Source organism: Kouleothrix sp. 19917, assembly GCF_057073505.1.
The window spans coordinates 4,981,545-5,001,843 of record NZ_CP097099.1 but is presented as its reverse complement, the minus strand read 5'-3'; the positions used below and the strand labels follow the sequence as shown (position 1 = coordinate 5,001,843).

21 protein-coding genes and 3 tRNA genes are annotated in these 20,299 nt (G+C 61.9%); 14 read left to right on the top strand and 10 right to left on the bottom strand.

The window, feature by feature from the left end; genetic code table 11:
- The first annotated feature begins 613 nt into the window (after nt 1–613).
- Together M1P90_RS20195 and M1P90_RS20190 are read left to right on the top strand one after the other, a co-directional pair.
- The gene (locus tag M1P90_RS20195) at nt 614–4,048 is read left to right on the top strand and encodes a type ISP restriction/modification enzyme (protein WP_483697096.1); all 3,435 of its coding nucleotides are present in this window, start codon (nt 614–616) and stop codon (nt 4,046–4,048) included.
- A 123-nt stretch (nt 4,049–4,171) separates the two neighbouring features.
- Entirely contained in the window at nt 4,172–7,597 is a 3,426-nt protein-coding gene (locus M1P90_RS20190; RefSeq protein WP_483697095.1) for a sister chromatid cohesion protein PDS5, read from the top strand.
- 189 nt (nt 7,598–7,786) lie between these two features.
- Here the strand turns inward: M1P90_RS20190 and M1P90_RS20185 are convergent, their stop codons facing one another.
- The 5 genes from M1P90_RS20185 to M1P90_RS20165 all read right to left on the bottom strand — a co-directional run bounded on the left by M1P90_RS20185 (nt 7,787) and on the right by M1P90_RS20165 (nt 11,600).
- A complete protein-coding gene (locus M1P90_RS20185) occupies nt 7,787–9,010 on the bottom strand; it encodes a terminase large subunit domain-containing protein (protein WP_483697094.1) in 1,224 nt (407 codons plus the stop codon).
- Nucleotides 9,011–9,172: 162 nt separating this feature from the next.
- Nucleotides 9,173–9,436 (bottom strand): DUF5681 domain-containing protein, encoded by a 264-nt coding sequence (locus M1P90_RS20180; protein WP_483697093.1) that lies wholly within the window; start codon nt 9,434–9,436, stop codon nt 9,173–9,175.
- A gap of 198 nt (nt 9,437–9,634) precedes the next feature.
- Nucleotides 9,635–9,823 (bottom strand): hypothetical protein, encoded by a 189-nt coding sequence (locus M1P90_RS20175; protein WP_483697092.1) that lies wholly within the window; start codon nt 9,821–9,823, stop codon nt 9,635–9,637.
- Between the two features lie 97 nt (nt 9,824–9,920).
- Nucleotides 9,921–10,262, bottom strand: a complete 342-nt coding sequence (locus M1P90_RS20170) for a hypothetical protein (RefSeq protein WP_483697091.1) — start codon at nt 10,260–10,262, stop codon at nt 9,921–9,923.
- Nucleotides 10,263–11,423: 1,161 nt separating this feature from the next.
- Nucleotides 11,424–11,600: a hypothetical protein gene (locus M1P90_RS20165; protein WP_483697090.1), complete on the bottom strand. Its 177-nt coding sequence runs from the start codon at nt 11,598–11,600 to the stop codon at nt 11,424–11,426.
- Between the two features lie 242 nt (nt 11,601–11,842).
- Between M1P90_RS20165 and M1P90_RS20160 the strand changes: the two genes are divergently transcribed.
- The 12 genes from M1P90_RS20160 to M1P90_RS20105 all read left to right on the top strand — a co-directional run bounded on the left by M1P90_RS20160 (nt 11,843) and on the right by M1P90_RS20105 (nt 17,425).
- Nucleotides 11,843–12,148: a hypothetical protein gene (locus tag M1P90_RS20160; protein WP_483697089.1), complete on the top strand. Its 306-nt coding sequence runs from the start codon at nt 11,843–11,845 to the stop codon at nt 12,146–12,148.
- Nucleotides 12,149–12,155: 7 nt separating this feature from the next.
- Nucleotides 12,156–12,716: a hypothetical protein gene (locus M1P90_RS20155; RefSeq protein ID WP_483697088.1), complete on the top strand. Its 561-nt coding sequence runs from the start codon at nt 12,156–12,158 to the stop codon at nt 12,714–12,716.
- 11 nt (nt 12,717–12,727) lie between these two features.
- The gene (locus M1P90_RS20150) at nt 12,728–12,904 is read left to right on the top strand and encodes a hypothetical protein (protein ID WP_483697087.1); all 177 of its coding nucleotides are present in this window, start codon (nt 12,728–12,730) and stop codon (nt 12,902–12,904) included.
- A gap of 80 nt (nt 12,905–12,984) precedes the next feature.
- The gene (locus M1P90_RS20145) at nt 12,985–13,197 is read left to right on the top strand and encodes a hypothetical protein (RefSeq protein WP_483697086.1); all 213 of its coding nucleotides are present in this window, start codon (nt 12,985–12,987) and stop codon (nt 13,195–13,197) included.
- Nucleotides 13,198–13,268: 71 nt separating this feature from the next.
- Nucleotides 13,269–13,796: a hypothetical protein gene (locus tag M1P90_RS20140; protein WP_483697085.1), complete on the top strand. Its 528-nt coding sequence runs from the start codon at nt 13,269–13,271 to the stop codon at nt 13,794–13,796.
- 57 nt (nt 13,797–13,853) lie between these two features.
- On the top strand, nt 13,854–14,327 hold the full coding sequence (locus M1P90_RS20135) for a hypothetical protein (RefSeq protein ID WP_483697084.1): 474 nt from the start codon (nt 13,854–13,856) through the stop codon (nt 14,325–14,327).
- A 394-nt stretch (nt 14,328–14,721) separates the two neighbouring features.
- Nucleotides 14,722–15,285, top strand: a complete 564-nt coding sequence (locus M1P90_RS20130) for a hypothetical protein (RefSeq protein WP_483697083.1) — start codon at nt 14,722–14,724, stop codon at nt 15,283–15,285.
- A 71-nt stretch (nt 15,286–15,356) separates the two neighbouring features.
- The gene (locus M1P90_RS20125; protein WP_483697082.1) at nt 15,357–15,650 is read left to right on the top strand and encodes a hypothetical protein; all 294 of its coding nucleotides are present in this window, start codon (nt 15,357–15,359) and stop codon (nt 15,648–15,650) included.
- Nucleotides 15,651–15,652: 2 nt separating this feature from the next.
- Nucleotides 15,653–16,297, top strand: coding sequence for a SprT-like domain-containing protein (locus tag M1P90_RS20120; protein WP_483697081.1), 645 nt, complete (start codon nt 15,653–15,655; stop codon nt 16,295–16,297).
- A 63-nt stretch (nt 16,298–16,360) separates the two neighbouring features.
- Entirely contained in the window at nt 16,361–16,600 is a 240-nt protein-coding gene (locus M1P90_RS20115) for a hypothetical protein (RefSeq protein ID WP_483697080.1), read from the top strand.
- A gap of 70 nt (nt 16,601–16,670) precedes the next feature.
- Nucleotides 16,671–17,126, top strand: a complete 456-nt coding sequence (locus M1P90_RS20110) for a hypothetical protein (protein WP_483697079.1) — start codon at nt 16,671–16,673, stop codon at nt 17,124–17,126.
- A 68-nt stretch (nt 17,127–17,194) separates the two neighbouring features.
- Nucleotides 17,195–17,425, top strand: a complete 231-nt coding sequence (locus tag M1P90_RS20105) for a helix-turn-helix domain-containing protein (RefSeq protein ID WP_483697078.1) — start codon at nt 17,195–17,197, stop codon at nt 17,423–17,425.
- A gap of 176 nt (nt 17,426–17,601) precedes the next feature.
- Here M1P90_RS20105 and M1P90_RS20100 read toward each other — a convergent pair.
- The 5 genes from M1P90_RS20100 to M1P90_RS20080 all read right to left on the bottom strand — a co-directional run bounded on the left by M1P90_RS20100 (nt 17,602) and on the right by M1P90_RS20080 (nt 20,035).
- Nucleotides 17,602–17,692 (bottom strand) — tRNA-Ser (locus M1P90_RS20100).
- A 22-nt stretch (nt 17,693–17,714) separates the two neighbouring features.
- A tRNA-Ser gene (locus tag M1P90_RS20095) sits at nt 17,715–17,800 on the bottom strand.
- Nucleotides 17,801–17,821: 21 nt separating this feature from the next.
- Nucleotides 17,822–17,898 (bottom strand) — tRNA-Trp (locus M1P90_RS20090).
- A 41-nt stretch (nt 17,899–17,939) separates the two neighbouring features.
- Nucleotides 17,940–19,349, bottom strand: a complete 1,410-nt coding sequence (locus tag M1P90_RS20085; RefSeq protein ID WP_483697077.1) for a sensor histidine kinase — start codon at nt 19,347–19,349, stop codon at nt 17,940–17,942.
- 5 nt (nt 19,350–19,354) lie between these two features.
- Entirely contained in the window at nt 19,355–20,035 is a 681-nt protein-coding gene (locus tag M1P90_RS20080; protein WP_483697076.1) for a response regulator, read from the bottom strand.
- Nucleotides 20,036–20,299: the final 264 nt, after the last annotated feature.

Sequence of the window (20,299 nt, the reverse complement as noted above, 5' to 3'; positions counted from 1 at the left end):
CGCCGGCTGCCAGCCCCCATCCACAACGGAGCCATGACAACGGGCGTTTCGCACGCCGGCCACGTCCTTTGCAGGGTCGGGTACCCACGCAGTGGGTGTGACGCAGTCCCGGCCGGGGAGTGCAGAGGGCCGCGGCCGGCCCTTTGCCGCGGAGCACGAGGGCGCGTAGCCCTCGCAGTCACATAATCCTACGCACCAGCGTATCGCATACGCCACAAATTCAAAATTGCCCAAAAATCACACACCAAAAAATCCTCCACATCCGTTTACTTAACATGATATAATTCCGCCATTCGTTGCACGCCCAAACATGTCCCGGCCGACCTACGTGTCGGCTGTCCCGGCGAACCGGAGCCTGCCCTGAGCTTGTCGAAGGGTGTCGGCCCGTCCCGGCGTATCGCATACGCCCAAACATGTCCCGGCGAACCTGCGTATTCGCCACGCGTCCCGGCGGACCTGTGTGTCCGCCGCAAAAAAAGGAAACAGAAAACCCACCCCGCCGCCAAGCAAGAGTGGGTTTCCTGTAGTTTTTGAAGCTGTGCTGATTCTAGCGCATCGCTCGCCCTCTGGCAAGCCCGCGCTCGGCGGCCCAGCGCCTAGCCGAGAGCACCGCATGCCTGCCCTCAACCCGCTCGAAACCTACCTGCGCGAACTGCGCGACGGCCGCGCCATCGGCGTCGCCGAAACATCCTTCTACGCCACGCTCGCCAACCTGCTCAACACCATCGGCGGCACCCTCAAGCCCAAAGTGCGCTGCATCATGCACCCGCGCAGCCTCGGCGCTGGCATCCCCGACGGCGGCCTCTACACCCCCGACCAGCTCGCCCGCAACGTCGATGCAACCAGCATCGCCGCCCAGGTCCCCGCCCGTGGCGTCATCGAAATCAAACCCATCGCCGACAGCGTCGACCACGTCGCCGCCAGCCCGCAAGTCGCCAAATACCTCGCCCGCTACGGCCAGGTCCTCGTCACCAACTACCGCGACTTCCTGCTCGTCGGCCGCGACCGCGCCGGCCAGCCCCAGCTGCTCGAACGCTACCGCCTTGCAGCCAATGAAGCCGCCTTCCTGGCCGCGCTCGCCGACCCCGCCGCCCTTGCCGACGAGCACGCCGAGCGCCTGGCCGAATACCTGCGCCGCGTCATGCTCAGCCGTGCCGCCCTGTCCGACCCGCGCGACGTCGCCTCGTTCCTCGCCTCCTACGCCCGCGACGCCCGCATCCGCGTTGAGCGTGCCGCCCTGCCCGCCCTCGACACCGTCCGCACCGCGCTCGAAGAAGCCCTCGGCATCGCCTTCCAGGGCGAGCGTGGCGATCACTTCTTCCGCTCCACGCTCATCCAAACGCTCTTCTACGGCATCTTCTCCGCCTGGGTGCTCTGGTCCAAAGAACACACCAGCGCCGACGACCGCTTCGACTGGCGCTCCGCCGCCTACTACCTGCACGTGCCCATGATCGAAGCGCTCTTCAGCCAGGTTGCCGCGCCCACCCGCCTGCGCCCGCTCGGCCTCATGGAAGTGCTCGACTGGACCGCCGCCGCCCTCAATCGCGTCGATCGGGCCGCCTTCTTCCAGCGTTTCGAAGAAGGCCACGCCGTCCAATACTTCTACGAGCCATTTCTCGAAGCCTTCGACCCCGAGCTGCGCAAAGAGCTGGGCGTCTGGTACACCCCCACCGAAATCGTGCGCTACCAGGTCGCCCGCGTCGACACCGTCCTGCGCACCGAGCTTGGCATCGCCGACGGCCTGGCCGATCCGCGCGTCGTCGTCCTCGATCCTTGCTGCGGCACCGGCGCCTACCTGGTCGAAGTCCTGCGTCACATCGCCACCACCCTGCGCGAGCAAGGCGGCGACGCCCTCCTGGCCGACGATCTCAAGCGCGCCGCGCGCGAGCGCATCTTCGGTTTCGAGCTGCTGCCCGCGCCTTTTGTCGTCGCCCACCTCCAGCTTGGCCTGCTGCTGCGCACCCTTGGCGCGCCACTGGCCGACGACGGCGAGCGCGTCGGGGTCTATCTCACCAACGCTCTCACCGGCTGGGAACCGCCCGACGCCCAGAAAGAGCGCGTCGTCCAGCTCCAGCTCGCCGGCATCCCCGGCCTGCAAGAAGAGCGCGACCTCGCCCGCCAGGTCAAACGCGAAGAGCGCATCCTGGTCATCCTGGGCAACCCGCCCTACTCCGGCTATGCCGGCATCGCCATGGGCGAAGAGCGCGATCTCACCACCGCCTACCGCACCACCGTGCGCGCGCCCAAGCCGCAGGGCCAGGGCCTCAACGATCTCTACATCCGCTTCTACCGCATGGCCGAGCGCCGCATCGTCGAACAGACCGGCCAGGGCGTCATCTGCTTCATCTCCAACTACTCCTGGCTCGATGGTCTGTCCTTCACCGGCATGCGCGAGCGCTACCTCGAAACCTTCGACCGCATCTGGATCGACAGCCTCAACGGCGACAAATACAAAACCGGCAAGCTCACGCCCGAAGGCCAGCCCGATCCCAGCGTCTTCTCCACACCCTTCAACCCCGAAGGCATCCAGGTCGGCACCGCCATCGCCCTGCTCGTCCGCCGCTCTTCATCCTCATCCACCGTCGGGGCGGATCTGCGTATCCGCCCAGCGGATCCTATCCGCCCAGCAGCATCCCTATCCTTCCGCCACTTCTGGGGCAAAAACAAGCGCGCCGAGCTGCTCGAATCAGCCGAGCGCCCCGATCCGGCCGGCTACGCCCCGCTCGATCCGCCGCTCGCTATCGGCCTGCCCTTCATGCCCACCCAGGTCGCCGCCGCGTACACCGCCTGGCCGCTGCTGCCTGAGCTATTCCCGGTGTTTTTCGCAGGTGTTCAGACCAAACGTGATGACTTGGTTGTCGATATTGAACACAGTGCTCTCGTCTATCGAATGAAACAGTATTTCGATCCAAAAACAACTCATGAAATGATGTCGAAGTTACTACCCCGAAGTATGGAGGATACTGCACGCTTTGATGCGCGTACGACACGGGATTATCTAATAAGGCGCGGTCTATTGCCTGAGTATTTTGTACGTTACAGTTACCGCCCCTTTGATGTTCGATGGATTTATTGGGAGCCGGAAACTCGGTTGTTAGGCGAAAAATCACCCGCATATTTTCCGCATGTGTTCGCAGGAAATATATGGATAGTATCCCAACAAAAGCCACGACGTGAATGGTCAGTTCCCCAAGTTACACATAAACTTGGTAATCTTGATTTGATGGATCGTGGCGCAAGCTATATTCCACTCTATCTCAAAAGCAAACAGCAGACACTTTTCGATCAGCACGACGCCGACACCAGGCCCAACCTGAGCGACGCAGCCAGCGTCTACCTCGCCAGCCTTGGCGCAGGCGCGCCCGAGCTATTCCACCACGCCATCGCCAGCTTGCACGCGCCCGCCTACCGCGAAGAAAACGCCGGCGCATTGCGCCAGGATTGGCCGCGCGTACCATTGCCCGCCAGCGCGGCAGCCCTGCGCGCCTCCGCTGCGCTCGGCCGCCAGCTCGCCGCCCTCCTCGATCCCGAAACACCCGTCGCCGGCGTCACCACCGGCCCCATCCGCCCCGAGCTGCGCGCCATCGGCGCAATCACCCGCGTCGGTGGTGGCGCGCTCCAGCCCGCCGCCGGCGAGCTCGATCTCACCGCTGGCTGGGGCCACGCCGGCCAGGGCGGCGTCACCATGCCCGGCAAAGGTCGCGCCATCGCCCGCGCCTACACCCCCGCCGAGCGTGCCGCCCTCGAAGCCCTGCCCGGCGCACACATCCTGCTCGGCGCAAGCACACACGAAATCTACCTCAACAACGTCGCCTACTGGAATAACATCCCCGCCGCCGTCTGGGAATACACCATCGGCGGCTACCAGGTCATCAAAAAGTGGCTCAGCTACCGCGAAAAGCCACTGCTCGGCCGCGCCCTCACCACCGACGAAGTCCGCGAAGTCACCGCCATCGCCCGCCGCATCGCCGCCATCATCCTGCTCGCCCCCGCGCTCGATGCAAACTACCACGCCACCAAATCCGATACTTACCAATGGCCGCCCTAACTGCTTGTCCCGGCCGACCTACGTGTCCGCCGCCCTGTCCCGGCCGACCTACGTGTCGGCCCACGCCCAAGCCCCGTCCCGGCCGACCTACGTGTCGGCCCCAAGCTGCACTAGGGAAACACTATGAACATCTGGCAGCAACTCCAAAATCCATCCGATGCAGTTATAGCGGCTGTTGTTGGCGCACTCGTCGGCGCAGTAGCGATTCTCATATTCCAACTCATCGTTCCAGGCATCTGGAAAGGGCTTGGTGCAATCATCGCCAAACTCTGGAAATTGCTAGGGGGCCGCCGCTCGCTCAAAAGCTTCGAGCGTCGTTATCGCAGTTGGCTCTGCGAAGAACACCGCTTCCTGCAAATACGTGGCATCCGCACGCGTTCTGGTGTTTCATCCATCGAACTTGATCGTGTCTACGTCTCTCTCAGGCTCGATCCATCCGCACTCAAGCAAGATTTTGATTGGGAAGCATTAAAAAAAGCTCCTAACCCAGATATTTGGAACCGACTTATCTGGTGGCGTACAAAGGCCGCCGCTCCAGCGCCAGAAGAGCAAGACACTCTAACAATACAAGAGCCAGAAAACAAACAAATATCCATCAGCCAAGCCCTTGCCTTCTCACGCCGCTTGGTCATTATTGGCGGCCCAGGCTCAGGCAAAACAACATTGCTCAGCTTTCTTGCACTCACATTTGCGCGTTCGCAAGCCGATCGCAAGCTCGGCCTCGACGAACAACGCCTGCCGATCATTATTCCGCTTCGCACACTCGCTCGCACCAACACAAAATTATCGGCCGAGAATTTGCCTGCTGTCTGCCTGCCAGAAGATCTTGCTCGTGAATATTCGCCCACCCTTTTCACAAATCGCCTTCTCGAGGGCAAATGCCTCGTACTCCTCGATGGTGTCGACGAAGTCGCATCGCTTGAGCAGCGCCATCTCATCGCAAGCCAGGTCGAAGATTTCGTAAATCTCTACCCCAATAATCGCTACATCATCACCTCGCGGCCTATTGGCTACGAAGGTGTAACCATTCCAGGCTTTGTTCAGCTCGATGTCTGTGACTTTGCCGATCAGGATATTCGCGATTTTGCCGAGCACTGGTGCCTCGCGGTCGAGCTCGCCGGCCGCGGCGATACCAAAATGGGCGAAGAAGTCGCACGCCGTAAAGCTGAGCAAGATACAAATGCCCTCGTGAAAGCTATTGAAAGCAACGATCGCATTCGCCGCCTCACAGTCAATCCACTCTTATTAACCATTGTTGCCACCGTGCATCGCTATCGCGCAACGCTCCCAGAGCGTCGCGTCGAACTCTACGATGAATGCGTCCAGGTCTTGCTCGGCTCCTGGGATGAAGCCAAAGGCGTATCCTTTAGCCAAATGAAATGGGCCAGCAAGCGCACAGTTTTAGAAGCTCTAGCCTATTGGATGCACAAAAACAGCATACGCGATGTGGAACACGCCGATGCTCAGCAGCAGATCGCCGCTGCCCTGCCACTCGTCGGCGCAAAACCAGAAGATGCGCTTGAATTTCTGGAAAACGTCAAAGAGCGCAGCGGTCTGCTCGTCGAACGCGGTATGAACATCTATGGCTTCTCACACCTCACTTTTCAGGAATATCTCACTGCCAACTACTTACTCTCACAAGACGAAACAGGTCGCGCCGAACTACTCACCCACCTTGCCGAATCCTGGTGGCACGAAGTCGTTCTTCTCTACGCCGCTGCCGGCAACGCATCGCCCCTGCTTCGCGATATACTCGCTCTGCCCGATGACATGTTCCAAAACAATCTCTTGCTCGCCGCCGAATGTCTGGAAGATCGTTTACGAGTCGATCCTGAAGTCGAAAAAACAGTGCTTGATCAACTTGCACATATTGTTCGTAAATCGCCCTTCGCAAATCTGCGAAGAACCGCATTATATGTACTTGAAAAGCTTGCTGGTAGTTCTCATGCGACACAAGCGGTCGAACGATTAATAGTGTTATTGCACGATCCAGATCCATTTGTGTGTACCCAAACTCTTTCTCAGCTAGGTTCAAGAAAGTCCGTTCTCTTCAGTACACCAGCAATTGCTTCAGCATTTCTATCGAAACTTACAAATAATAACCTTGCCATGCGCGTTGCCACTATCAATGCTATGTATCGCGGGCCGTTCTTCACAAATTTCCCATCTGAATTTGCTTCTGCCTTGCTGAAACTTCTCCATGATCAGGAACTACAGGTGCGTATCGCTGCTATCGAAGTTGTAGGCAGCAACATTTGGGGTGTTCCTATTCCCGAAGCCATACCTGCCCTCCTGGAGCTGTTCAACGATCCCCACGACGAGATACGCATTACAGCTATTAGGGCAGTAGGTAATGTACCAGCAGCCATACCAATGCTGCTGAAACTTCTCAAATCTCCTCAAGCCGAAACCGCTATCGCAGCTATAAGTGCATTAGGGCGAGTGCAGCGGGAATTTTCTGACGAAGCTATATCCGCGCTCCTAGAACTTCTCGATCAATCTCAACCAGAAGTGCGCATCGCGGCTATAGCTACGCTAGGGCGTAATTATGAACTCCACCCTGACGTTATAGCTGCCCTGGTCAAGCTTCTCAATGATCCTGAAACAGAAATACGTATCGCAGCAATCGACGCTTTAAGCCGTAGCTTGACCAAATATCCTTCGGCCGAAGTTATATCTGGACTACTGCCACTGCTTGATGATCCACAGCCCGCAGTGCGCGCTGCGGCTGTCAAAGCTGTAGCCTGGCTCACAGAAGCCGAGCCGCTCCCAAAAGCAGTAGCTAATCCACTGGCTCTTCTGGAAGATCCACATCCAGAGGTTCGTATAGCAGCAATTCAGGTTTTCACAAGAAGATCTGATGAAGATTCTCTATTAGTGCCTGAAATAATTATTCCTTTATCGTCCCGTTTTCAGGATATCGTACCCGAGGTGCGGATCGCTGTCATTGAGGGAGTAGGTGCTGGCTATAAACTGTATCAAAATAGGAGATCGCTTATAAGGCCACGAGCAGGCCGCCCTATCTCTGGTTTCATCCCTGAATTACTATCAAGTGTAAACGAAGCAGATTTGAAAATACGTTTAACAGCTATCGATGCCTTAACACCTGGTGTCGACGAAACTCCTGTTTCTGAGGCCATACCTACACTGCTAGGGCTTCTGAAAGATCCTGTGCCTGAGATTCGAATCGCAGCCGCCAGAGCCTGTCAGAATATTGAATCCGCACAAAGCGAGATTTGTCTCCTCCTATTAACTTTGCTAGCTCACGATGATATTCAAATTCGCAACGAAGTATCAAAGCATCTTCTGTCTTTCTTCGACAAATCCGATAGTGCATCATCCATAACATCACACCATATAGTTCAGCTGGGCCAATACCTAAACGATGACACTCATATAATTCAATATCGGCTAGCTCCAGCTCGATCAGGGGAACAGACTGTGCGCGATTTAGCCTGGGAACTTTTAAGAAAATATAGCGAATCAAGTGGCGCGCGCCTCTTTTGGAACGAAACATCCGGTCTTACTGAAGTGCCGCCCGCGCAATAGCTGGCGTGGCGACTCTGTATTAATGCGTTTGCAACGTATCAGATATACTGCATTAAAAGTTATGTTCGAGCCGACCTACGCCTGCCCTGAGGCTCCCCTGAGCGTGTCGAAGGGCCTGTCGAAGGGTGTTTGCTGCCACCGTCCCGGCGGACCTACGCCTGCCCTGAGCCTGTCGAAGGGTGTCCGCCGCTACCTTTTCCACACCCCCACATTCCCGCCCACCGCCGGCGTCACATTCGCCGCGTGCTTGGCCAGCGCCAGCGCCATCACCGTATCGTCGTGCCCATTGCCCGCCGCAGCGTAGCGCCACAAGCCCGAGGGCAGCCGCGTCTGCTCAAAGCTCAGCAGCTCCCCGATCTGCACTGCGTCGTTGAGTATCCGAAAGCATCCTTGTTCCATCCCCAGCGCCAGGTCGTCGATAATCTCCTTCTTCGTGGCGTTCGTCGTCACAAACGGCTGCACTGGATACCTACCCCGCAGCTGCTCAACCAGCGGCCCGCCCATGTTGTTTGCTTCAGCCACAATCAGCCGCGGCTTGAACGTACGATACAACGCATCCAGCCGCCCCAGCTGCAATTCATAGTCGACTTGGTTGAACCGGTCGAGCGCCACCTGCTCCTGCGTGTTCATGTCGACCACGCTGATCACAGTGTAATCCCCGCTGCGCCCCCAGTCGACGCCGAACACATAGCTATGCCCCGCCACCGGCGCAGCCTGCGCTTCGGCCACCGCCGCCGCCATCACCTTGCGGAACAGCCCGGCGTTGTCGTCGACAAACTGCGCCAGAAATTCCTGAATAAACACAATCTCCGGCACCGACGCCCGCATGCTCTCGATCTCGTCGGGGTCGATATGCGGATTTGTCACCGTCGGCATCTGGAAGCTCGCCCAATCGCGCTGGGCATCGTCAAGCCCGAGCTGAAACAAGTTCCAAAAGCCATTCCTGCCCTTCGGCGTCGAGAGAAAGAACGCATCCCCACGATAGTCGGCGAGCGTGGCGCGAATCACCAGGTTCCAATGGTCCAGCAGCGCGCCATCCATCGCCGCTTCGTCGATGATGAAACGGCGATATTTCCGGCCACGGATTGAGTCCGCGCTCGCAAGGCTCCAGAAGTCGACAACAGCGCCAGTGATCAAGGTCACACGCTTGTTCTGCTTGTCAATCCCATTTTTGGCAATCACCGGCGCGGCCAGCTGCAAGAAATCCCGCCACACCTCCAGCAGCATCTTGTAGGTCGGCGAGGCCCACGCCACCGGCAGCCCTTCCAGCGCCGCTTCGAGCAGCAAGTTCGTGCCGATGATTGTCTTGCCAAACCGCCGCCCGCAGCTCACCACATTGAAGCGGCGCATTCCCTTGTAAATCTTGGCCTGCCCATCGTGCGGGCGCCGAAGTTTCAGTGAAATCTGAGGCATAAAAACGCGCTCCTGTCACCAGCCGACCTACGTGTCGGCTGTCAGTCGCGCGTTCCGCTGCTGATCGTATGGGCGAAGCACCTGCCTGCCCTGCCTGTTCGGGCGAAGCACCTGCCCTTTTCCTGCCCCTCACCTTGAACCCGAGAGCAGGTGCTTCGCCCTCTATGTGTCGGCCGCATACTCCACCGTCACCACCACCTCGTTCTTCTCTTCCACCACATCCTTGACCTTGCCGTATTTCCGCTCGTACAGCGCCTTGAACGCGCCAACATCCCCGCCCGCCGCAGCCTCGATCATCCCCGCGATCACGCGGCGCTCGGCGCGCTCATCGAACAGCTCGAGCAGCACCGAGCGCTGCGCATTCTCCACCGCTCGCGGTGCTCGCCCTGCTGGATTGCCACTTTTGCCCTTCACAAAGCGTCCCATTCCAAAATCTCCCTGCTATCAGGCTGAGCAGACCGCGCCGCTTCCTGGCGCGGTACGGGCGCATTGCATGCGCCCTACTTCAATGCCCCCAGCGCCCGCAGCGCCAGCACTGTCGCCACGCCCACCACCGCGCCAATCAGCGCCGCCACAACGAAAAACGCTGTTACCAGGCCATTACCAGACATGCTCATTACCTCGCTACAATCGGATAAGAACGACCACAAACACCACGAACGACAACACCATCGACGCCACGCCAAGCGCCAAAACGGCCACCAGCAGCCAATCCACGCGCCGCAAAAGTTTCGAAACATCCGTAATCAGCTCCAGCTGCCGCGACTCAATCCGCTCGACGTCGCCCCGCAGCCCGATCATTTCAACTGCCATCTCGTTTTCTTCCCAAATAAAAGCGGCCACCCCCGAAGGAGTAGCCGCGCGATCTTTCCGCTGCTGGCCCGTCTCGTGTCTCGTGTCTCCCAGGCTCCTATCGCCCGCCCCGCACACCCCTGCCACTCCAGCGTCCACCGGCCGGCCGATGATCCGGCGCAATCGGTGCAGCGCGCGGCGCCTCGACAATCGTGATCGTGCATTTCACATGCGAGCCGTTCATCCGGTCGATATCCGTGCTCACGCTATAAATCTCTGGCCGCGCCAGCAGCTGCAGCGCCAGCCCGTGCATGCGCAGCTCAAACGCGGCATTGCTCTCGCCGTCCATCGGCAGGATCGTCCGCACCCGCTTGGTCTGATACCGCTGCAGGTCGCCGCGCACATAGGTGTAGCCGTCGCTGCCGTAGTCCTCGATGTTCTGCTGTGGTGCTGTGCTCACTTCGGCCACCAAAAAGCGCGGCCATCAGGGAGAAGCCGTGTTCTCACCTAATGCCGCGCATTATCGCTGCTGACGTGTGTATCTTCGCATAGCAACCTATTTACAGCAATAGTTCCCAAGTCCATGCTTGTACTAGGTCTTCGAATTCACTCGCACTATTTTCGAATTCACTCGCACTATTCGGGGAGAAAAAATCCAACTTTCTGCGAATTCACTCGCAATCTCTTTTGAGAAAACTACAACTTTCTGCGAATTCACTCGCACTATTCAGCCACACGCCGAACCATCCCGAGCGCCCCGCCGTGCATCGCCGCTACGCAGCCGCGCACGGCATTTGATTCGGCCGCCTGCCTCGCGCGCTCAGCAATGCAGCAAGCCTGCCGGCAGCAAGGTGGAGATTATCGATCTGCAAATTGAAAGTGATATGCGCGCAGCACTTCTCAGCATAGCACCCGGCACCAGCGCAAGCGCTGCGGACTCGCAAGCGGCCGGCCTGCGGCGTGCTCGGGCGCTGTGCTGCACGTAGCTGCGGCGCTGTGTCGCAGCGTTTTCGTCTTCTCGCTCAGGGGTTGTGTCATGCTTCTCTCAACAGTTCGGCTCTTTGCAGCTAACAACGGCGGCTCTCTCGTTTCCAGCGCCCCGCTTTCGCCCCGCGCCGGTGCGTTCGTGTTCTCGTTCGGCCAGGCTCGCACGTCGGCGGCTGTGTTCGCGTTCGTCACGCGCGGCTTCCAGTTCAGCGCTGCCGGTTGCGTCCACGTCACGGCCATTGCCCAGGTGCGTGCTTCGTTGCCAGTTCGTCGCTTCCGTCGCGCTCACGGTCGCCCAGCGCTTCGTTGCCGCTAGGTTCTTCGCCGGCGTCGGGCTTCGGCTCGGCGTCGGCTTTTTTTGTGCGCGCCAGAAGCCAAAGCGGTAGGGTTCGCCGCCACCACCGCGCGCTCCCGCGCGACCGCTCCACCCACCGGCCCGGCGCATACCCGCTGCTGACTACGCTGCGCTCCGACTGCAGCGGCCACGCGCCGGCCAGCCCGAGCACACATTCATCAAAACGCGGTAGCCGTCGCCTGCGCCCACGGCACCCACGCTGCGCGGCCACGGTGTCCAAGCCTTGCCCGGTGCGCGCGACCGTCTCTCTACCCTGCGGGGCCACGGTGCGCGCGTCTATTATTTGTGGGGCACCGCTCCGCCGCCGCGTGCCCCACACCCCACCAGGCGGTCTACGCGGTAGCTGCGCACCACCACGTGCCCCGCCCGCACGCCGCCACGAATCGGCGGCCGCGTGCGGGCGCTGGCCTCGCTTCGCTCCAGCGGTACTCCACTTATTTGGGGGCGGGGTGCCATGGACACCCTCCCCGCCCCCAAACCCCCACCCCTTCCTCCTCCTTCTCCCACCTCCGCGCCGGCCTGCCGGCCGGGCGCGCCGCCGAGCGGTGCAGCGTTCTCGCTGGGCAGCTCGGCGCTGGTCGCGGTGTTCTCATTCGCGCTCCCGGCTGCATTTCTAATTTGCTTTAGTTTGCTTTAGTTTGCTTTTCGTGCTATAATACTAGTAGGTCATTCATCGTTCTAGTGCATTGGGGTGCTCTATGTCGTCATCTCACCATTGCCCCTGTGGTCAGCGCGCCGGCTCGTCGTTCTGTCGCTGCGGGCGCGCCTTTTCCGCCGTCGCGCCGCGCGCGCTCGGCGTCGGTGCCGGCTCGGTCGTCGTCGCCAGCTCCCGCCGCGCCCCCTGCGGCCTGGTCGCGCTGTGCGCCTTCGCCGGCCCGCACGGTTTCGCCCAGGCCTGCCGCTTCGCCCGCGCCTGCCCGGCATTGTTTGGCGTGGTGCCGCCGTTTGTCCGCCGCGCCGGCCCTGGCTGGGTCGTTCCCGTGCCGGTTTCGTCCGCGCAGTAGGTGCCGCATGTCAGCAGCTCGCCAGCTCATCACCACCGCCGCCGCCGTTGGCATCAGCGGCAGCCGCACGCCCTGCTCCGCCAGCCTGGCCGCCCTGCGCAGCCTGGCAGCGTTGGTGCCGGCCTGCGCCGCCGTGCTGGTCGGCGATGCCGCCGGCATCGACACCGCCGCCGCCGCCCTGTTGCCCCAGGCGCGCATCTTCCAGGTTGGCGCGCACGGCAGCCCGCGTGCCCCCTACCGCGCGCAGCTCGTCGCGCGCTCGGTCGCCTGCGTGCAGGCCTGCGCCCGTGCCGGCGGCGTGTGGTGCAGCTTTCCGGCCCGGCCTGCGCCCGCCAGCCTCGCCCCATCTGCCAAGCCCGCCGCCACGTTCGGCGGTTTCGGCTCGGGCACCTGGTCAGCGCTCGCGCTGGCGCTCGGCCTCGGCCTGCCGTGCCTGGTGTACACGCCCGCACCACTCCAGCCGCCGGCCGCCTGGCCACTCGGCCCGCTCGGCCGCGGCTGGTTTCTCGCCCAGCCTGGCGCGCTGGCCCAGCAGGCAGCCACTGTGCAGCAGCTCGTCATGTTTTAGGGAGATCAGCCATGGCCCGACGAAGCGAAAAAACGATCTGTGAGGGATGCGGCAAAAAGAAAGCCGGCGGAGGCATGCGCTTCTGCTATGGCTGTTACGGCATCATCCTCAGCAATTACACGCCGGTGCAGCGCCCCGAGCCGACCTACTACTACCCGCCGCCTAAGCGCAAGAAGGGCGACGACTAGCGCCCGCCGCAGCGTATCGCGGCCCATTGGCGCGGCGTATCGTGCGCCGCGCCCAGCACCACACAAGGGAGCAAAGAATCATGGCACCCACACCGAAGCAGACGAAGCAGATCGGCAAGAACATCAGCGCCACGCTGGAAGGCAGCACGCTCACGCTGGTGATCGACATCGCCAAGGATTACGGCCTCAGCAGCTCAGGCAAAAGCCGCATCATTGCCAGCAGCGAGGGCAACCAGGCCGCGCCGGGCGACGCCGAGATCAAGATCGGCCTCAACATCTACCGGCGGGCATAGCGCCCACCAACGCAGCGGCGCGCCAGTGTTCGTACCACTGGCGCGCCATTGACACAACGAGAGGCACCCGTATGTCACCACCCATTCTACCATCTGGGCGGCATGTTCAGCGCGACCCCGAAACCGGCGATTGGGCCGCGTACTATGACGGCGAATTCCTCGGCTACCGCGCCCGCCGCGACGACGCCGAGCAGTTGGCGGCCGATCACGAACGCGAGATCCTGCGCCGCCGCCCCGCACCCGCCGAGCCAGCCCCCAAGCCCGCACGCGGCCGGCCCTTCACCAAAGCCAACGCCGCCGCGATGGGCGCGAAGGGCGGCCGCCGCACCGCCGAGAAGCACGGCAGCACCTACATGGAGCTGATCGGCAGGCGCGGATGGTGGGCCACCGTGCTCAAGCATTGGAACGGCGATCCGCGCGCCTACATGAACTACATCATCGCGCTTGGCCTCGCCGCAACCGACGCCGTACCGCAGAACGGAGCCTTTGAGCACGACCGGCAGCGCATCCGAAGCCGCGCCCGCGCCGGCCTGCTGTCCTACGTCCGCCCGCGCTGGCAGCCGCCCGAATTCCCCGCCGACATGGAGCCACCCTTCTAGCAATCTACCGCCAGGCGCGTCCATGCTGGGCGCGCCCGGCCGAAAGGAAACCCCACCATGCACAGCGTCAAAACGACCATCGCCACCGACCCCGCCGGCAAGATCACCGGCTACGGCATCAGCATCGAAGCCGAGACGACCGGCGAAGCCGACGAGATCCGCGCCTGCATCGCGGCCAGCCTGGACATGATCCGCCAGGCGATTCAGGAGCAGTTGATCGCCGCGATTGCTGCGCCGCCCACGCCCGCACCGGCCGCGCAGCCCACACCCTACCGCAAGCCCGCCACGCCCGAGGAAGCCGAGGCGCGATTCTTCGCGCGCTACAAGGACATCATCGGCGGCGAGAGCTGGCTCGACGTTCGGGCATATTTGGGCCACAACCACCCGAAGCCGCAGACCATCGACGGCTGGATCAGCGCCGCCGAAGCCGTGCGCGACCAGGCCGAAGCCGAGCAGCAGCGTGACGAGGAAGCAGTACCGCCGCCCCCGCCGGCCAGCACCCGCCGCAGCGCCAGCCGCCGCGCCGCGTAGCAGCCCCAGCCGCGCCGCCCTGAGATCATCGAAGGGCGGTGCGCCACCACCCAGGACGACATGACCGACCAGGCGCAGAAATCAGCAGAAAAGGATGGGCCACCTATGCAGCTCCCGCCGAGTGCAGGCGCCCGAGGCGCAGACGGCGCGGCCGACTCGGCCGCGCTGCCCAGCGCTGCGCGCACGTTGGCAGTTTTGGCCGATGCGCCCTTCGACAAGCTCAGGACGCGCCGTTTGGGCCAGATGCGGATGCGCGCTCGATTCACGGCCGCTGGCGCGGCCACGGTGCGCGCCGTTTGTATCGAATCGGCCCCCGCTGCGCTGCGCTTGCGCCGGGCACAGCCTGCCGGCAGCGCGGCAGGACACGACCCACCATCACATCGAGAGGACAGCCATGAACATCCAGGCACGTATCGAAGAACTGTACAAAGACCTCGCTGACGCCTTGACGGTCACCACCGGCGAGGAATGGAAGCGCCAGTATCACGCTGAGAAGCTCAGCCAGCGCGTGGTCGCCCCCGACGAGCTGACCTTCACGTTGCACAAGCTCCACCCCGACCGCATCCAGATCGGGGTTGATTTCGGCGATGCCTACCAGTTCGTTGATCGCAGCGCGCTTCGGAGTATCACCGTCCGCGCCGACCGCAGCAGCATGCAATTCGCCCGCGAGATCACGCGCCGGCTCCTGCCCGAGGCGCGGCAGGCCTGGCAGCAAGCCCGCGAAGCGCTGCGCCAGCATGGCCAACGCGAAGCACAGCGCGCCATGTGGCTCCAGGAGATGATCGCGGCCGGCTGTGTGGGCAGTTGGCAGGAATGGCAGGTATTCAACCGCCCCGGCGGCGCCTACTTCCACGCCCGAGTCGAGCAGTACGGCGTGTATTTCGAGCGCATCGGCAGCGTGAGCGTAGAAGCCGCCAAGCAGATCGTCGCCATCTTGAACGACCCCGCCAGCACATGACATTCCAGACCGATCGCGCCGTCCTGAGGTTATCGAAGGGCGGCGCGATCCACGCACCCGAGGACACGAGCATGCCCCGACGACGCAACAACGAGCCCGAGCGGGTCGACCCCGCCGACCTCGCGGCCGGTTATATGTTTCCCGAGCTATTCGCCGACGAGCCTTTCGCCCTGCGCAGCCAGGAAGCCACCGAGCGGCCATTCGCGCCGACGGCAGCCGCGCAGCTGAGCATGCCCGGCCTGCCCCCGGTCGATTGGGAGCACATCAGGAAGAGACAGGCCCAGGCGCGCCAGGCACGCCAGCGTCGCCAACCAGCACCAGCCGCGCCGCGCGTGTTCGTGGTCGAGCCGCCCACCGAGGATTGAACATGATTGCATCGTACGATACAAAGCCCACCGGCGAATACCTCGTGTTTCAGCAGGCCTACGACTTTTTCAACGCCGAGCTGTTCGCCGGACAGCTCCCCGACTGCCTGATCACACTCCAGAGGAAACACGGCGCGCGGGGCTATTTCTGGGCCGCGCAGTTCAGCGCGCGTAGCGGTAGCCAGGCCACCGACGAAATCGCAATGAATCCCGAGACGTTCGCCGACCGCACGGACGCTGAGATCCTGTCGACGCTGGTGCACGAGATGTGCCACCTGCAGCAGCATCATTTCGGCAAGCCCAGCCGCAACGCCTACCATAACGCCGAGTGGGGCGCAATGATGCGCGCCGTTGGCCTCATCCCTTCCGCCACTGGCCAGCTCGGCGGCAAGCCGACCGGCCAGAAAATGACGCACTATATCGAAGAAAACGGCCATTTCGCGCGTGCCTGCGCGCGCCTGCTCGCGGGAGGTTTCGCCCTACGCTGGCAGGCTGCCGGCCGAGGCATCGGCGGCGATGCTGCCGCCAAGAAGCGCGCCAGCAAGACAAAATATTCGTGCGAAGGGTGCGGCCAGAACGCTTGGGCCAAGCCAGGCGCGCGGCTCATCTGTGGCGACTGTGAGCTGCCGATGATCGCCGAGGATTAAAAGGGAAAGATAGAACCTTGTAAATAATCGCTTTCATTTGCTTTTCATGGTAATATGGATGGCATGATGTACTATAAATTCAAACAAGATGCAGCCCAAATCATTGCCATGGCTGGCATTAGTCAAGCAGATCTTGCACGCAATGCAGACGTCAATCATACCAATCTCAGTACTCAGTTGCGCCATTTTCGCCCAATGCGAATGACTACTGCTGCACGAATTGCCCGCGCTTACGCAGAAGCTGCCAAAATCACTCAGCAAGATGCCATGGAAGTCTTATTTGTCGCAGAAACGAACGAATAGATGTACACTCCTATGCCACGCCGTCTGACTAAAAAAGTAATGACAATATAAAGGATTACCCAAACGTATAATGCCAAAGTTTCGAAAAGTAAGCCCCCACGAAGCCGCCACCTGGTCGCCATCATTTCCGCCCACACTCCCTAACGCCGACCCCAAAAAGCTGCTCGCCAATGTGCCCGACCGGCGCGGCCTCACGCGCATCGACATCGCCGGCGAACACGCTTGGCGCGCACGCGTCTATACCCGCAGCATCGAGCTGCACCGCCAGTTCGCCGACAGCCTTCACGGCGGGACGCTGGCCGCGCTACAGGCTGCCATCAACTGGCGCGATCATATGCGCAAGCTGGCCGGCCCGCGCCCAAAGAAGCCGCGCCGTTGGTACATCACGCGCGCCGACTACGAGCGCCTCAACGGGTGGCTCGCCTACGCCGACCGGCGACGCTACTTCAGCGACGCGAAGTACGGCGGCCAAGGTGGTGCTCGCGAAGCCGCTGAGGAATGGATGCACGAGCGCGCCGCCGGGTAGCCACTTTTGACGACCAAACCGAGTCGATCTATAATCCACACGTTCCACGCAACCCATATGGAGGTGTGATGAGCGACAAACCCTCGTACACACCGAAGCAGGCCGCCGAAGAGCTTGGCGTAAGTGATGAGACAATCTATCGCTGGATTCGCACCGGGCTGATGACAGCGAAACGGCGTGGGCTCAACAAGACAAAGCCGCGCTATTTCATCGATGCCGCTGAGGTTGAACGAGTTCGCACTGAAGGAAATTACGGCGAGGAAAAGGGAAATAATTACGGCCTCGTAGCGTCCGCCTGAGAAACAGTCACTACGAGGCCGCCGACCCGTACCTTAACAGCACAGGTAAAGGCACAGTGTTGTGCCTCAATTATAGTGCACATCCGTTCTAAGGTTTTAACCTTTTGAGCGGCCGTGCGCGTTTGTGAGTTTTGCTCCGCACCATTACAGTGCGGAGCACGCCGATTAAAGCATTGTGGCGGGGAGGGAGGGATTCGAACCCTCGAGGGGATTGCTCCCCTAGCGGTTTAGCAAACCGCCGCACTAGGCCGACTATGCGACCTCCCCACATGTGCGTGCCGTCGTCGACTGGAGGAGAGAGTGGGATTCGAACCCACGAGGCTTGCGCCTGGTTGTTTTCAAGACAACTGCCTTAAACCGCTCGGCCATCTCTCCGCTGCGCCACTGGGGGCGCGATGGCAGGCGGGACAGGAATCGAACCTGCAACCTGCGGTTTTGGAGACCGCTGCTCTGCCTAATTGAGCTACCCGCCTATGCAGGCTATCATATCATACCAGTGCTGACTGTGCAAGTTTTATGCGGCCCCGGCTTCCGGCTGCGCGGCCGGCAAAGCGACGTGGAACGTGGTGCCCTGGCCAGGCGCGCTGCTCACCCAGATGCGCCCGCTCTGCATTTCAACCAGGCGCTGCACAATCGCCAACCCCAGGCCCGATCCGCCAGTTTCGCGGGCGCGCGCTTTGTCGGCGCGGTAGAAGCGCTCGAAGATCTGCGGCAGCTCGCTGGCTGGGATGCCCGCGCCAGTATCGGCCACTTCGAACACGACCCAGCCGGCCGGGCGCGCTGGCAGGCTGGGCGCGCCGCTGGCCGCCGATTGCGCCAGCCGCAGCGTCACCGTGCCGCCGGCCGGGGTGTAGCGTAGGGCATTCTCGATCAGGTTGCCAAGAATTTGCAGCAGGCGCTGTGGGTCGGCCAGCACCGCCAGCGCGGCGTGGGGCCGCTCGATGCGCAGATCGATTTGCTGCTGGCGGGCGCGCGGCGCGACATTCCCCACCACGCGCTCGCCGGCCGTGCCAGCATCGACCGCCTCAATCGCCAGCGAAAGCTGCCCGGCGTCGGCAAGCGAAAGCAAGCGCAGGTCGTCGACCAGGCGCGTGAGCAGGCTGGTTTCTTCGGCCAGCGAGCGCAGGGTGTCGGGCGTGGGCTGGGCGATGCCGTCTTCAATGCTTTCGAGCTGGAGCCGCAGAACGCTCAGCGGCGTGCGCAGCTCGTGCGCAATATCGGCTACCTGCTGGCGGCGCAATTGCTCCTGCCGGCCAAGCTCAGCCGCCATGGTGTTGAACGACACCGCCAGCTCGGCCAGCTCGCGATCAGGTGGGATTGCCAGCGGCTGGTGGTCGCCGCCGCTGGCCAGGCGGTGCGCCGCACCCTGCATCGAGCGCAGCGGGCGCGTCACTCGCCCAGTAATGACCCGCCCAACGATCAGCGCAATCAGCACGGCCAGCGCGCTGCCTGCAATCAGGCTCCAGCGCACCATGCGCAAAAATTCGGTTTCTGCCTGGGTGAATTCGCCAACCTGCCCGCCCATCACCACGCTGCCTACCGTGCGCCCGTCAACGATGATCGGGCTTTCCAGGCCCGTGCGCGGCTGGCCCGCGCGTGGCGCCTGTGCCGCGCCATTGTTGTCGAAAATCAGGTTGCCCGCGGCATCATACACCAGCAGGCGGCGGCGGCGCAGCAAATCATTTGGGCGGTTCTGGGCCACACGGCGCTGCAGCACCTGCGCCACGCCATCCCAGCTCTGGCGGCGCTGGTAGACGGCCGCGATCACGTCGGCGGCGGCGTCGGCCTCGGCCTGGATGCGCCGGTCGGTCAGGCGATTGAATGCCAGGCGCAGCACCATTGTGACCAGCACGGCAACAATGACCACGCCCACAAACGCCACCAGCGCGTGGGTAAAGGTCAGGCGTGAACGAAGACTGCGCATAGGCATCACTCGGCGAATTTATAGCCAACGCCAAACACCGTCACGATCATGCGCGGGCTGGCTGGGTCGGTTTCGATCTTGCGACGCAGGTTTTTGATGTGCGCGTCGATGGTGCGCTCGAAGCCGGCATATTCATCGCCCTGCGTTGCGTCGAGCAGCTGCGCGCGCGAAAGCGGGCGGCCGGCGTGGCGCAGCAGCGCGGCCAGCAGATCGAACTCGGTGGGCGTGAGCTCGACGACCTGGCCGCCAACCAGCACGCTGCGCCGGTCGAGATCGACCTGGACATCGCCGCCGCGCAGCACCGCCGCTGGCTGCATTGCACCCGTGGTGCGGCGCAGCACGGCCCGCGCGCGCGCCACCACTTCGCGTGGGCTAAACGGCTTGGTGATATAATCGTCGGCGCCAATTTCCAGGCCAATCAGCATGTCGGCTTCGTCGACGCGGGCGGTGAGCATAATAATCGGCACAGCCGAAGCGCGCCGAATCTGGCGGCATACCTCGCTGCCATCCAACTCGGGCAGCATCAGATCGAGCAGAATGAGATCGGGCTGGTCGCGCCGCGCCGACTCGAGGGCTGCGCGCCCGTCGTAGGCGGCCAGTGTTTCGAAGCCGGCCTGCCGAAAGTAGGCGGCCAGGCCCTGCACCAGTTTGCGCTCGTCGTCGACAATAAGAATTCGCTGCGCCACGTTCTCATTCCTTTACGCCACTTCTGCGCTAAGCTTGGCGAAATGTGGGCAATACTCGCGCATATGCCGGTATTGTACTGCTGATTTATGAATATTTGATGGAGAAGTGGAAAAAGAAGTGTTCTCATTTGAGCATGGCATAGGAATTGCATAGGATAGCGGAACAACAAGTTGGCGTGTACCACAAGGCTGGGTACAATACACATTCCAATGGTATGCGCACATTCTTCTTGTCAGTTGTGCGCTGGTCCCTGAAGATGCTGG